This window comes from Leisingera sp. ABM4_060 (genome assembly GCF_056158765.1).
This window is the reverse complement of record NZ_JBSWTX010000001.1, coordinates 3,220,769-3,234,285: the sequence shown is the minus strand read 5'-3', so window position 1 is coordinate 3,234,285 and position 13,517 is coordinate 3,220,769. Positions and strand designations below refer to the sequence as shown.

The 13,517-nt window shown below is 61.3% G+C and carries 14 protein-coding genes; 8 read left to right on the top strand and 6 right to left on the bottom strand.

Annotation, left to right across the window (positions count from 1 at the left end; genetic code table 11):
* Nucleotides 1-83: 83 nt before the first annotated feature.
* The 3 genes from ACXAEH_RS15495 to ACXAEH_RS15485 form a co-directional block, all read right to left on the bottom strand.
* The gene (locus ACXAEH_RS15495) at nt 84-1,184 is read right to left on the bottom strand and encodes an ABC transporter ATP-binding protein (protein ID WP_475034018.1); all 1,101 of its coding nucleotides are present in this window, start codon (nt 1,182-1,184) and stop codon (nt 84-86) included.
* 370 nt (nt 1,185-1,554) lie between these two features.
* A complete protein-coding gene (locus ACXAEH_RS15490; protein WP_475034016.1) occupies nt 1,555-2,949 on the bottom strand; it encodes an aspartate aminotransferase family protein in 1,395 nt (464 codons plus the stop codon).
* A 66-nt stretch (nt 2,950-3,015) separates the two neighbouring features.
* Nucleotides 3,016-3,702 carry a GntR family transcriptional regulator gene (locus ACXAEH_RS15485; RefSeq protein ID WP_475034014.1) on the bottom strand — a complete coding sequence of 229 codons (687 nt, stop codon included), beginning with the start codon at nt 3,700-3,702 and terminating at the stop codon, nt 3,016-3,018.
* 142 nt (nt 3,703-3,844) lie between these two features.
* Between ACXAEH_RS15485 and ACXAEH_RS15480 the strand changes: the two genes are divergently transcribed.
* The 5 genes from ACXAEH_RS15480 (at nt 3,845) to ACXAEH_RS15460 (ending at nt 9,190) form a co-directional block, all read left to right on the top strand.
* On the top strand, nt 3,845-4,933 hold the full coding sequence (locus tag ACXAEH_RS15480; protein ID WP_475034012.1) for a polyamine ABC transporter substrate-binding protein: 1,089 nt from the start codon (nt 3,845-3,847) through the stop codon (nt 4,931-4,933).
* A gap of 117 nt (nt 4,934-5,050) precedes the next feature.
* Nucleotides 5,051-6,178 (top strand): ABC transporter ATP-binding protein, encoded by a 1,128-nt coding sequence (locus tag ACXAEH_RS15475; RefSeq protein WP_475034010.1) that lies wholly within the window; start codon nt 5,051-5,053, stop codon nt 6,176-6,178.
* Complete coding sequence (locus tag ACXAEH_RS15470; RefSeq protein ID WP_475034009.1) at nt 6,178-7,059, top strand: ABC transporter permease subunit; 882 nt, start codon at nt 6,178-6,180, stop codon at nt 7,057-7,059. Before ACXAEH_RS15475 ends, ACXAEH_RS15470 begins: the two co-directional genes overlap by 1 nt.
* Nucleotides 7,056-7,871, top strand: a complete 816-nt coding sequence (locus ACXAEH_RS15465) for an ABC transporter permease (RefSeq protein WP_475034007.1) — start codon at nt 7,056-7,058, stop codon at nt 7,869-7,871. Before ACXAEH_RS15470 ends, ACXAEH_RS15465 begins: the two co-directional genes overlap by 4 nt.
* Nucleotides 7,871-9,190 carry an NAD(P)/FAD-dependent oxidoreductase gene (locus ACXAEH_RS15460; protein WP_475034005.1) on the top strand — a complete coding sequence of 440 codons (1,320 nt, stop codon included), beginning with the start codon at nt 7,871-7,873 and terminating at the stop codon, nt 9,188-9,190. Before ACXAEH_RS15465 ends, ACXAEH_RS15460 begins: the two co-directional genes overlap by 1 nt.
* Here the strand turns inward: ACXAEH_RS15460 and ACXAEH_RS15455 are convergent.
* The 3 genes from ACXAEH_RS15455 to fliK all read right to left on the bottom strand — a co-directional run bounded on the left by ACXAEH_RS15455 (nt 9,163) and on the right by fliK (nt 11,276).
* Complete coding sequence (locus tag ACXAEH_RS15455; protein WP_475035595.1) at nt 9,163-9,939, bottom strand: phosphotransferase family protein; 777 nt, start codon at nt 9,937-9,939, stop codon at nt 9,163-9,165. The genes ACXAEH_RS15460 and ACXAEH_RS15455 overlap by 28 nt on opposite strands.
* Nucleotides 9,940-10,087: 148 nt before the next feature.
* Complete coding sequence (locus ACXAEH_RS15450) at nt 10,088-10,759, bottom strand: flagellar hook capping FlgD N-terminal domain-containing protein (protein WP_475034004.1); 672 nt, start codon at nt 10,757-10,759, stop codon at nt 10,088-10,090.
* A 4-nt stretch (nt 10,760-10,763) separates the two neighbouring features.
* Nucleotides 10,764-11,276, bottom strand: coding sequence for a flagellar hook-length control protein FliK (gene fliK, locus ACXAEH_RS15445; protein WP_475034002.1), 513 nt, complete (start codon nt 11,274-11,276; stop codon nt 10,764-10,766).
* 789 nt (nt 11,277-12,065) lie between these two features.
* On the opposite strand from fliK, the gene ACXAEH_RS15440 reads away from it, so the two are divergent.
* The 3 genes from ACXAEH_RS15440 to ACXAEH_RS15430 all read left to right on the top strand — a co-directional run bounded on the left by ACXAEH_RS15440 (nt 12,066) and on the right by ACXAEH_RS15430 (nt 13,462).
* Entirely contained in the window at nt 12,066-12,614 is a 549-nt protein-coding gene (locus ACXAEH_RS15440) for a hypothetical protein (RefSeq protein WP_475034001.1), read from the top strand.
* A 202-nt stretch (nt 12,615-12,816) separates the two neighbouring features.
* The gene (locus ACXAEH_RS15435; protein ID WP_475033999.1) at nt 12,817-13,110 is read left to right on the top strand and encodes a rod-binding protein; all 294 of its coding nucleotides are present in this window, start codon (nt 12,817-12,819) and stop codon (nt 13,108-13,110) included.
* Entirely contained in the window at nt 13,103-13,462 is a 360-nt protein-coding gene (locus ACXAEH_RS15430; protein WP_475033998.1) for a flagellar biosynthesis protein FlgN, read from the top strand. The genes ACXAEH_RS15435 and ACXAEH_RS15430 overlap by 8 nt, the downstream gene beginning before the upstream one ends.
* Nucleotides 13,463-13,517: the final 55 nt, after the last annotated feature.

Genomic DNA, 13,517 nt, shown 5'->3' with positions numbered 1-13,517 from the left:
GAACACTCTCTCCTTGTTGAATCGATTGATATTGCAGTCGCCCCCGGTTCTTTTTCCGCCGGGGGTTCGACACGCGCCGGAACTCAGGCGTCCAGTGCGCGGCAATCTTCAGGCAGCCAGCCGATCTCGATCTGCTGGCCGGGTTCCAGACGGTCCACATCAGGCGCGTTGCGGGTCTTGATGATGAACTCATCATTGCCGGCCACCCGCAGCCGGGTGCGGAAGATGTCACCCATATAGATGAACTCCAGCACTTCTGCCTTCAGCGTATGGGCGCCTTCCTGCAGGCGCTCCTTGTTGTATTCCACCCGCTCGGGACGGATCGACACGCGGGTGCGCTCGCCGGGCTGGGAAACGTTGACCGGCTTGCAATCGATCAGCTCGCCGTCGTCCAGCTGAACCAGAGCAATGCCGTTGTTGATTTCCTTGACGGTGCCTTCCAGCGTGTTGTTCTCGCCGATGAACTGGGCAACGAAGCTGTTCTCCGGGCTTTCATAGAGCTGATCCGGCGGCGCGATCTGCTGGATGCGGCCGTCGTCAAACACAGCAACCCGGTCCGACATGGTCAGCGCCTCGGTCTGATCGTGGGTCACATAGACCACGGTGATGCCCAGGCGGTGCGCCAGATGGGTGATCTCAAACTGCATCTTCTCGCGCAGCTGCTTGTCGAGCGCGCCCAGCGGCTCGTCCATCAGCACCAGCTCGGGTTCGAACACCAGGGCGCGGGCCAGTGCGATCCGCTGCTGCTGGCCGCCCGAGAGCTGGGCCGGGCGGCGGCCGCCGAAGGCGCCCATTTCCACCATGTCCAGCGCCCGCTTGACCTTCTCCTCGCGCTGGGACTTGCCCATCTTGCGGACTTCCAGAGGGAAAGAGAGGTTTTCCGCAATCGTCATATGCGGGAACAGCGCGTAGTTCTGGAATACCATGCCAATGCCGCGCTTGTGCGGCGGGATGTTGTTGATCGAAATCCCGTCCAGGCGGATGTCGCCATGGGTTGCGGTCTCGAAACCCGCCAGCATCATCAGGCAGGTGGTCTTGCCCGATCCTGACGGGCCCAGCATGGTCAGGAATTCACCCTTGGGCATGGTGAGGTTGAGATCTTTGACAACGAGATTTTCGCCATCATAGCTCTTTTGGACGCGTTCGAATTCAACGAACGCATCAACGTTTGACGCATCAGCCAAAGCAGGCTCCCCGTAGTTTTGTCAGTCCGGCAGATTTGCTCTGCACTTTTTCGAAGTTAATCATACCAACGCTACCAAGCGCTAGGGATGAAAAAAATATTCTTTCCCTGGAGGTCCGACGAAATTCGTCCCGTGGCCGTCTCCGCATGCGAAAAAGAATATCCTTAGGGAACTGTAGGACTGATTCCGCTTGGTATACCGGACTTTTTGCGACGCAGTCCGGACGTTTTGCGCCGCGACGCGGGGTGAACTGGTTCGAAAACGACTTTTCCTGGACCCGAACCGAAGAAAAAGGCCCGGCAGAGTTGCTGCCGGGCCGGGTTGAGTTGGCGGGGAAATGCGCCTCATTGAGCGGCGCAGGGGAGAAACATCAGGCGCTGTGCAACAGGTCCTGGGATTTCAGTTCGGCGTAGCATTCATCAAGCGACTTGGTTGCGCGCTCGATCAGCACGTCGATCTGCTCCGGCGTGATCACCAGCGGCGGCGAAATGATCATCCGGTCGCCCACATGGCGCATCACCAGGTTGTTGGCAAAGCAGCGCTCGCGGCAGATGTAGCCAACGGTGCCTGCGTCCGAGGCAAAGGCGGCGCGGGCCGCCTTGTCAGGGGTCAGAGCGATGGACCCCATCATGCCGGCAATCTTGGCTTCGCCCACCAGCGGGTGATCGGCCAGCGCTTCCCATTTCTCTTTCAGGTAAGGCGCCGCCACGTCGCGCACATGGCCCAGGATGTTCTCCTCTTCCATGATGCGCAGATTCTCCAGCGCCACGGCGGCCGCCACCGGATGGCCGGAATAGGTGTAGCCGTGGTTGAATTCGTCGCTGGCAATCACCGAGGCGACCTCGTCGCTGACGATCGAGCCGCCGATCGGCGCGTAGCCGGAACTAAGGCCCTTGGCGATGGTCATGATGTCGGGGCGGATATTCAGGGTTTCGCTGCCAAACCAATTGCCGGTGCGCCCGAAACCGCAGATCACCTCGTCGGCGATCAACAGGATCTCGTATTTGTCGCAGATGCGCTGGATTTCCGGCCAGTAGCTGGCCGGCGGCACGATCACACCGCCTGCACCCTGCACCGGCTCGGCGATGAAGGCCGCAACACGGTCTTCGCCCAGTTCCAGGATCGCCTCTTCCAGTTCGCGTGCGCGTTGCAGGCCGAATTCCTCTGCCGGCATGTCGCCGCCCTCGGCCCACCAGTTGGGCTGATTGATGTGGTGAATATCCGGGATCGGCATGCCGCCCTGGGCATGCATGCCGCTCATGCCGCCCAAGCTGCCGCTGCCGACCGAGGAACCGTGATAGGCATTCTTGCGGCTGATGATCACGGACTTCGACGGTTTGCCCTTCAGCGCCCAGTAATGGCGCACCATGCGGATGTTGGTGTCGTTGGCCTCGGAGCCTGAGCCCGCAAAGAACACATTGTTCAGATCACCCGGGGCCAGCTCGGCGATTTTGGCTGCCAGCGCGATGGCCGGCACGTGGGTGGTCTGGAAGAAGGTGTTGTAATAGGGCAGCTCGCGCATTTGGCGGGCGGCAACCTCGGCCAGCTCATCCCGGCCATAGCCGATGTTGACGCACCACAGGCCTGCCATTGCATCAAGGATCTGATGCCCCTCGCTGTCGGTCAGATGCACGCCGTCCGCGCGGGTGATGATGCGCGCGCCCTTCTGCGACAGCTCGCCGTTGGCGGTGAAAGGATGCATGTGGTGGGCGGCGTCCAGCGCCTGCAGCTCGGCCGTCGGCATGTGGTTGGTGATAACGGTCATGGGACTCGCTCCTGAGAATGACTGATTGGCACCAGAATATGATCAAATTTCCAGGAGTCAATCGAATCAGTTAGCGCCTCTCAAGCCCTCGACCACGTGCTCCATCCCCTGGCAGACGTCCCGTTCCATCGCCAAAGCGGCCATTTCCGGGTCCCGCCGCCGCAGCGCATCCAGGATGTCCTTGTGGCGGTCCGGGAAGCTCTGGGTGCCGAGGCGTCCGCTGACCACCCGCAAGGACGGGCCGAAGCGCAGCCACAACCGGTCGGCAATGTCGCTGAGGATGGGCGCATCGGCATGGGCATAAAGGGCGGTGTGGAAGCTGTAGTTCTGCACCAGGTAACCCGCCACATCCCCGGTGACGATGGCCTTGTCGAGCGCGTTGTCGATGGTCACAAGCTCCTCGACATCGGCGGCCCCGATCCGCGGGGTTGCCCGCCGTGCCAATTCACACTCGATTGTTTTTCTGGCAAAAATCAGTTCTTCCAGGTCCTGCGGCCCCAGCAGCGGAACCGACACCCGGCGGTTGCCCTGGAACATCAGCGCCCCATCCGAGATCAGCCGCCGGATCGCCTCGCGCACCGGCGTCATGCCGGCGCCCAGAGTCTCGACCAGGCCTTGGATCGTCACCGCCTGCCCCGGCACCAGTTCGCCGAACAGAATTTGCGCCCTGAGCTTCTGGTAGACGATCTCATGCGCGGGCAGTTTGGCCGGGCTTTCGGGGGCCGCGGCGGGCGGTGAAGTGGTCTCGGTCACCTGGGGTTTTCCTCCTCGATTTTGGCCAGCTTGCACCAGTTTTACCCAAGTGAAAACATAAAGAGTATTGCCGAAAGCGGCAAAACTTGATCAAATCCCACCACAGCCGGACCCTGAAACCGGCACGCACAGGGAGAAATTCATGACACTGAAGACGATGACCATGACCGCCGTCGTTGCCCTTGGCACGGCCGCCGCCGCCTCTGCTGAAGAGGTGCGCGTCTATAACTGGTCCGACTATATCGACGAAAGCCTGCTGGAGAAATTCGAAGCCGAAACCGGCATCGACCTGATCTATGACGTGTTCGACAGCAACGAGGTACTGGAAACCAAGATGCTGGCCGGCGGCTCCGGCTATGACGTGGTGGTGCCGACCGGATCCTTCATGGCACGGCAAATTCAGGCGGGCGCCTTTCAGAAACTGGATCCGTCGAAACTGACCAACGCGGGCAACATGTGGGATGCGATCAAGGAACGCACCGCGCTGTATGATCCCGGCAACGAATATTCAATCAACTACATGTGGGGCACCACCGGCATCGGCGTGAATGTCGCCAAGGTGAAGGAAGCCCTGGGCGAGGATGCCCCGATCAACTCGCTGGAGCTGGTGTTCAACCCGGCCAACATGGAGAAGCTGGCCGGCTGCGGCGTGCATTTCCTGGATGCCCCGGATGAGATGATCCCGGCAGCGCTGAAATACATCGGCGAAGATCCCAACAGCATGGATGCCGATGTGGTTGCCAAGGCCGAGCCTGTGCTTCTGGGTGTGCGCCCCCATATCACCAAGTTCCACAGCTCCGAGTACATCAACGCGCTGGCCAACGGCGATATCTGCGTGGCCTTTGGCTGGTCCGGTGACATTTTGCAGGCCCGCGACCGTGCCGCAGAAGCCGGCAACGGCGTTGAAATCGAATTCAACGCCCCCAAGGAAGGCGCCCTGATGTGGTTCGACCAGATGGCGATCCCGGTTGACGCCCCGAACCCCGAAGGCGCCCATAAGTTCCTGAATTTCATCATGGATGCCAACAACATGGCGGCGGCGTCCAACTATGTCTACTATGCCAACGGCAACAAGGCCTCGCAAGAATTCCTGGAAGAGGACGTGATCGGCGATCCGGCGATCTACCCCGGCGCCGAGACGGTCAAGAACCTGTACATCAAGGAAGGCTACCCGCCGAAAGTGCAGCGCAAGGCCACCCGCATGTGGACCAAGGTCAAATCCGGCACCTGATCAGCCGCACCTGACCAGCGGGGCGCGTTTCGGCGCCCCGCGCCATCTGACGCGCCCGGGGTTTCCGCGCGCGGCCATCCGAGACATTCGCGCGACACTTCGCAGAAGGGGCCCGGCTTGACTACTTGTGCTTTCGAACCCTGGAACGATCCCGAGGCAAAGCCCTTGATCCACTTCCAGAACGTCACCAAACGCTATGGTGAATTCACCGCCATCGACAATCTGACCATCGACATCTACGAGCGGGAATTCTACGCGCTGCTGGGCCCGTCGGGTTGCGGCAAGACCACGCTGATGCGGATGCTGGCCGGATTTGAAACCCCGACCGAGGGCAAGATTTTCCTTGCCGGGCAGGACATTGCCCCGGTGCCGCCGAACAAACGCGCGGTGAACATGATGTTCCAGTCCTATGCGCTGTTCCCGCATCTGTCGATCTGGGAGAACATCGCCTTTGGCCTGAAACGCGAGGGCATGCCCAAACATGACATCAACGACCGGGTCGAAGAGATGCTGCGGCTGACCCGGCTGGAAAAATTCGCCCGCCGCAAGCCGCATCAGATCTCCGGCGGCCAGCGGCAGCGGGTGGCGCTGGCGCGGTCGCTGGCCAAGGCGCCGAAGCTGCTGCTGCTGGACGAACCGCTGGGCGCGCTCGACAAGAAACTGCGCCAGGATACCCAGTTTGAGCTGATGGACATCCAGGAAAAGACCGGCACCACCTTTGTGATCGTGACCCACGATCAGGAAGAAGCGATGACCGTGGCCTCACGCGTGGCGGTGATGGATCACGGCAAGATCATCCAAGTGGCCACGCCTGACCGGATTTACGAGACGCCGAACTCGGTATATGTGGCTGATTTCATTGGCGACGTGAACCTGATCGAGGGCACCGCCAAACCCAATGGCAGCGACGTCTACGCGATGTCCTGGCATGAAGGGCACGCGCCGCTGGCGGTGCAATCGCCGAACGGGTTCTCCGATGGGCAGAAATGCCACCTGGCGATCCGGCCCGAGAAGGTTTCGATCAGCGCCGAAAAACCGGCAGAGGCGGACAACGCGGTTCAGGGAAAGATCCTCGACATTGCGTACCTCGGCAATATCTCCACCTATCACGTGGAGCTGCCAACCGGCGCGGTGATCAAGGCGCAGGCCGCCAACACCCGTCGCATCGCCCGCCGTGCCTACACTTGGGAAGACTCTGTCTGGCTGTCCTGGACCGCCACGGCAGGCGTTCTGCTGGCCGAATGATGCGCCGTTTTGTCCTGATTGCCACCCCCTATGTCTGGCTGCTGGCGCTGTTCCTGGTGCCCTTTGCCATTGTCCTTAAAATTTCGCTGTCGGATGCGGCCATTGCCCGGCCGCCCTATTTCCCGCAGTTCGACTGGGCCGAGGGCATTGCCGCCTTCATCGCCGAGCTGGATTTCGAGAACTTCGTCTGGCTGACTGAGGATGACCTCTACTGGAAAGCCTATCTCAGCTCACTGAAGATCGCAGTCATCTCAACCTTCTTCACCCTGCTGGCGGGCTATCCGATTGCCTATGGCATGGCCCGCGCCCCGGCTGAATGGCGCCCGACGCTGATGATGCTGGTGATCCTGCCGTTCTGGACCTCCTTCCTGATCCGCGTCTACGCGTGGATGGGCATTCTGTCGAACGAGGGTTTCCTCAATCAGTTCCTGATGTGGACCGGTATAATTTCCGAACCGCTGACGATCCTCAATACCAATTCAGCGGTCTATATCGGCATCGTCTACACCTACCTGCCGTTCATGATCCTGCCGGTCTATTCGGCGCTGGAGCGGCTGGACGGTTCGCTGATCGAAGCCGCCGAAGACCTGGGCTGCTCGCGCCTGTCGGCCTTCTGGCTAGTTACGGTGCCACTGTCGAAGAACGGCATCATTGCCGGCAGCTTCCTGGTCTTCATCCCTGTCCTGGGTGAGTTCGTGATCCCCTCGCTTCTGGGCGGCTCGGACACGCTGATGATCGGCAAGGTGCTGTGGGAGGAGTTCTTCTCCAACCGCGATTGGCCGGTGGCATCCGCGGTGGCGGTGGTTCTCTTGCTGCTGCTTGTCATTCCAATCGTGCTGTTCCAGCGCAACCAGCAGAAACAGCAGGAGGCAGAGCAATGAACCGTATGAGCTGGTTTAACGCCGTTTCACTGACCCTCGGCTTTGCCTTCCTCTATATCCCGATGGTGATCCTGGTGATCTTCAGCTTCAACGAAAGCAAACTGGTCACTGTCTGGGCCGGGTTCTCGACCAAATGGTACGGGGAGTTGCTGCAGAACGAGGCGTTCCTGAATGCTGCCTGGGTGACCATCAAAGTGGCGGTGTTTTCCTCAACCATCGCCACTGTTCTGGGCACCATCGCCGCCTATGTGATGGTGCGCGGCGGGCGGTTCATGGGGCGGACCCTGTTTTCCGGGATGATCTATGCGCCGCTGGTGATGCCCGAGGTGATCACCGGCCTGTCGCTGCTGCTCTTGTTCATCGGCATCGGGCTGGACCGCGGCGTGCTGACCATCGTGCTGGCGCACACCACCTTTTCCATGTGCTATGTCTCGGTGGTGGTGTCTTCGCGGCTGGTGAGTTTTGACCGCTCGCTGGAGGAGGCGGCGCTGGATCTGGGTTGCTCGGCCTCCGAGGCCTTCCGTCTGGTCACCCTGCCGATCATTGCCCCTGCGGTGATTTCCGGCTGGCTGCTGGCCTTCACCCTGTCCTTGGACGATCTGGTGATCGCGTCTTTCACCTCCGGTCCTTCAGCCACCACACTGCCGATCAAGATCTTCTCCGCTGTGCGCCTGGGCGTTTCACCTGAGATCAACGCGCTGTCGACGATCATGATCAGCATCGTAACGGTCGGGGTCATCACCGCCTCGCTGGTGACCAAGCATCAGGTGGCAAAGCAGAAGCGAGAGGAGATGGAAGCGGTGCGCAACTGATGCGCCGAATCTTCTCCAGCTACGCCTATGGGTCCGCCCCGCGCAGCAACTGCTGGTGGGACGAGACCATCACAGCACCGGACTGGCCGGTGCTGCAGGGCGGCACGGAGGCCGATGTGGCCATCATCGGCGGCGGTTTCACCGGCATGTCGGCAGCGCTGCATCTGGCGGAGGCCGGCATTTCCGCTGCGCTGCTGGAAGCCGAGACCCCGGGCTGGGGCGCCTCGGGGCGCAATGGCGGATTTTGCTGCCTGGGCGGGTCGAAACTCTCCGGCCGCAGCATGCGCCGGTTCTTTGGCCAAGCGGCTGCCGATACCTATGACGCCAGTGAAGAAGCCGCGGTGCATCTGGTACGGGATCTGCTGGAAAAGCACGGCATTGATGCCGACACCCATTCGCAAGGCGAAACCCAGCTGGCCCACAGCGAAAAGGCAGCCGCGCGCCTGCTGGCCGAGGCAAAGGCGATGCGGCGTGAGGGCGAAGAACCCGATTTCCTGACCCGCGATCAACTGGCAGACAGCGGGTTGAACGGCAGTTTCCATGCGGCGCTGACAACACCTGTGGGATTTGCCCTGAACCCGCGCAAGTATCTGTTCGGCCTTTCCCGCGCGGCGCAGGAGGCCGGCGCAAAGCTGTTTCAGCGCAGCGCTGCACTGAGCCTGAAACAGATCCGCGGCAGCTATGAGATAGAGACTGAACAAGGGTTATTGCGGGCTTCTCAGGTCATCATCGCCACCAACGGTTATTCCTCCGAGGACCTGCCGGACTGGCTCGCCGGGCGTTACATGCCCGCGCAGTCCACGGTCATGGTCACCCGGCCGCTGTCACAGGAAGAGCTGCAAGCCCAGGGCTGGTTCTCGCATCAGATGGCCTATGACACCCGTAACCTGCTGCATTACTTCCGGCTGATGCCGGACAATCGTTTCCTGTTTGGGATGCGCGGCGGGCTGCTGGCCTGTCCCCGCGCCGAAGCCGGAATCCGGCGTAAACTGCGGCAGGATTTCGAAGCGATGTTCCCGGCCTGGCGCACTGTCAAGAGCACCCACTGCTGGTCCGGCATGGTCTGCCTGTCGCGCAACCTGGTGCCCTTCATCGGGCCGGTGCCGGATCGTCACGGCATGTTTGCGGGCCTATGCTACCATGGCAACGGCGTGGCCATGGGCAGCTATGCCGGTCGGCTGCTGAGCGATCTCGTACAGGGGCAAACACCGGATTTGCCCTACTCCGTGGTGGTGCAGAAAATGGCGCGTTTCCCCTTTGGCCGGGCACGGCGGATGCTGATGCCGCCTGCCTATGCGGTGCTGGGCCTGATGGATTGAAGCGCATTGCATTCAAGCTCGAAAGCCTGCCGGTCCTGCGCCCCGCCCTGTTCAGCCCGCCACAGGCAATAAGCTGCCATCCGCCAATGAAACCAAGGCTTTAATGCCAAAACCCGGCCGGCAATTCTGGGATCGGGATAGGCCGCAAGAAAAGCATCCTCTTCCGCTTCGGACAGTGGCGCGCCGCGGTACATCAGCTGCATTGCCGGCGAGAGGAACAGTGCCAGATCCTCCGCCGGGTCGCCGACTTGCGGGCATTGCCAATCGATCAGTGTGAGCGTGCCGTCATGCGCCAGCAGGTTGCCGGGCACCGGGTCGCCGTGAATAAGAACCGGCTGCCCAAAGGGCGGAACACGCCCCAGAGGCCGCAAGGCTGCCAGCCCTGCCGGATCACGGCAATCTGAAAGGATACCCGCAGTTTGCCGCTCCAATTCCACGCTGCCGTTCACACCGGCCGGAAGCCCGGGCGGAGGCGACACATCATGCAACCGGCCCAATAACTGCGCCACGTGGCCGGTGTCCTGCTGCCATGGATTGCCGTTGACATGGGCATAACCCAGCCATTCGCGCCCTTCGAACACACCGGTCTGTACCAACGGCGGCACCATCCCGGTGCCGGAGAGGGCGGTCAGAATTGCAACCTCCCGCGCGGGATCGTTGGCAAACAGCGGGTTCGCCTTGTCCCGGGCATAAAGCTTGATCACCAGCCCGCCGGCCCGCCAGACATGATTGGACCGCCCGCCGGCCAGGCACCGGGGGGCGGGAACATGCAATCCCGTTGCAGCCAAATGCGCAAAGAAACGGGGTTCGAATTGGTCAGGCAGCGGTTTCAGGGCGGTCTCCGGTGTTGTGCCGCCCCGTTCTTAGACAGTTTTTCCGCCTGCGCATACTGCCGGATCAGGCCTCTGGGTCACGCAGCGCGCTGACCGAGGAGGCCAGCACCACCGAACCGCCTTCAGTGATCAGGCCCACTTCACCGCCTTGCATCCGGGTTTCGTTCACCTTGAAGTAAATTTCGGCATACTCCTGCAAGATCACCTCGTCATTCTTGCTGCTTTCAATGACAAAGGCATATTCGCCGGTCTCAAGCGGATTGCCATCGCTGTCCAGGCCATTCCACTCATAGGGGTCGGCTGACACCGGCAGGCTGATGCGCTGCACTTCGGCGTTATTGGCATCTTTCACCACCAGGGTCACGGAATCCGCGGCTGCGGCAGGGTTCGGAGCGATGGTAACGCCGTTGCTGCCATCAAAATAACCCGGCGCAACAGCTCTGGCTTCCATACCAACCCAACCCGACAAGGCAGCCATATTGGCCAGGCCAAGCTGGCTCTGAAGGCCTTCCAGCAAAGTGTTGCTCTTGGTTTGCTGCTCAACCATCGAAAACTGCGCCAGCTGCGCGGCATATTCGGTCGAATCCAGCGGCTCCAGCGGGTCCTGGTTCGTTGCCTGTGCCGTTAGCATTTTGACAAACGTCTCGAAATCCGACGTGAGCCCGGTAGTTTGCTGCGACGCTTGCGGCAGGGGCTGGTTCACAGGTGCGCCCCCGGAAGTGATTGGTGTTGTCATCTGCTCAGACCCTCATATCCACGCCGGCACTGCCATGCCGGAGGTTTTGCTGAATTGCTTCTCTGTCGCCGGCGGTGTCCGCATTGGATGAGTCCCCTGTCCCGGCACTTGCTGCGCTTCCACCCGGATCCTGGCCTGGCTGACCGTTGCCGGCCTCGCCGCCGCTGAATTCGAAAGACACATCCTCATACCCCATGCGGCGGAATTCCTCTGCCAGTTCATGGATATGGCGGCGCATCAGATCGCCGATCTCCGGACGTTCCGTGTGAATGACCATGGTGATTCCCGATTCGCCTGCGATCACCCGCATTTTCACGTGCCCCAGTTCCTGCGGGTTCAAGGAAACTTCGACCTTCTGCTCACCCTTGGCAGCAAATGCCTCTGCCAGCTGAGCCGCAATCATCCGCGGCGCCTCCGGCCGGTGTGCTGCGTTGGTGCCGATCGACGCCTCCGCCAGCAGCTGCGTCAATCCGGGCACCTCGCCAGAAAAGCCGAGAGCTGCGTCCAAGCTGTCCACGGATCCGGCAAGAAGTTCCGAATCCGTCTTGCCACCCGTCACACCGCCCGCCAGCAAGGGCTGCAGGAAAGCCGCAGAGGATTGCAGTATCTGCGGCGAAGATGGCGTTGGCGCCCCCCGGACCACGGCATCCCGAAAGGTTCTGGAAATCCGCCTGTCCAGGCCGGCGGTTTCACTTTCGACAAGAGTGTCCTCAGAAGACCCCGCCAATGAAAGGGAATCACCTTGCTGGCCTGCGCCTTTCCAGCCTGCCTGGCCTGCCAGCAGCGTCTGATTGGCCCCCTGTGCAGCTGGAGAGCCTGCTGCCGCTGACCCATCCGGCGCAAAGGAAGCCTGCTGCAGGACGGGCTGTTGAGCCGCCGCAGACCCCAAGGCCGGATTGGCCTGCGGATCGCCTGTTCTTGAACCTGCCTGAAGGCTGCCGCCAGACACGCCATCGGCGCTTTTTGCTGCGATTGCCCCGGCTTGCTGACGGTCAATCCGGGACCCTTCCCCGGTTCCAGCCGCCAGTGCAACCGCATCGGACACCCTCCGGGCGGTACTGTCACCAGAACCGCCAGCGGCTGAAGCTGAGGCAGCAGTTGCAGCGGTGCTGGCCCCACTCCGGGTTTCCGGTTTCTGCCCGCGGGCCTCCGCGCTGCCAGCTGCCTCAACCACGGAACTGCCTGGCGCCTGCGGAACTGTTTTAGCCGCGTCCGGGGCAGCCGCCGCTGACACAGGCACCTGCCCCGGCACCGATTCCACCGCACGGCCCGGGACTTGACCGGAGGCTCCAGCGGCTGTCTTCGCTTGGGCTTCCCCCGTTTCACCTGTCAGGAGCCGGGGCCCAGTGCCAGTTTCCAGCCCAGAACCGCGCGTCAGGCCAGCGCCATCAGATTTGCCTGCGGTTTTGGAGAGAAACGTTTCCTCTGCAGCGGCGGCTTCGCCGTCAGCTTCAGCAGCATCCGCGTTCACAGCGCCGGAAACCGGGGCGCCGTCCGGCTCATCCCCGGAAAGGCTGCCATCCGCCAGCAAGCCTGTACCGCGGGGGGCGGGTTCCAGTTCCGCATCGCCAGCACGAACGTTTGTCTCCGTGGCGTGCCGTTCCGCCGCTGTTCCGCGTCCATCCTGCTCGGTATCTGCATCAGAAGGCTGCACTTCGGGGCTGCCGCTTGCGGCCCCCTGGCCGGATGCGCTGGCGTCAGCCTGAACGTGGCCGCCCGCAGCGTCCTTGCCCGCTTTCATCTCGGAAGCAACAAATTCGCCGTCACTCGTTTGCGTTTCGGCTGCCGGCTTTCCGCCCTTCGGCTGAGCCGATACGAAATCCGAGAAATTACTGAAATTGGATGGTTTTTTTGATGTTTCCATGGACGCTGACAGCGATTTGCCAACAGCGCCGGCGTCATGCGCAATGATCGTGTTCGGTATCATGATCGTCTTCCGGATATTCTATCTCGACCCGGACAGACTTACCCCAAAGCGGTTACGGCAATTTTAACCGGTTTCGGTGCAGTCTTCGAAAAATCGATGCAATTCGCATTTTCAAACCGGAGAACCGGACATGCCAGATCTTTTGCCGACCCCGATTCAAACTCCGTCTGCAATAACCCCGGTACGGCCTGCTGCCAGCGATCCGCTGCGCGAAGCCGCGATCGAGCTTGAAGCCTCTTTTCTTGCACAGATGCTGAAATCCGCCGGCCTTGGCGAATCCCGCGAAGGGTTTGGCGGCGGCGCCGGCGAGGATCAGTTCTCCAGCTTTCTGGTCCGCGAGCAGGCAACGCAAATCGCCCGCTCCGGCGGCATCGGTTTGGCAGAATCACTTTATCACGCATTGAAGGAGACCCAAGGTGAGTGACCCGAAACCCCAGCAGCTGATTGACGAACTTGATCTGATCCTCGACCGCGAGCGCAAAGCGCTGATGGCGGGGGATTTGGGAAAGCTGGAAGATCTTCTGGCCAAGAAGGAAAAGATCATCGGCAAGCTGAATGCGGTGTCAGAGATCGAACGCGAGTCGCTGTCCCAGGTTCAAACCAAAGTTTCGCGCAACCAGCAGCTTTTGGACAGCGCCATGGACGGCATCCGGGCTGTGGCCGCCCGGATGGCTGAATTGCGCCGCATTCGCAAAGGCTTGGACGTCTATGACCAGGCCGGGCGCCGGACCCGTTTTGGCACCCGCGGCGCTTCCCGGCTGGAAAAAAGAGCCTGATCGCAATTTTGGGAAAATTCTAGAAATACCAGCTTCCGGCATTAGCACTCCTTTA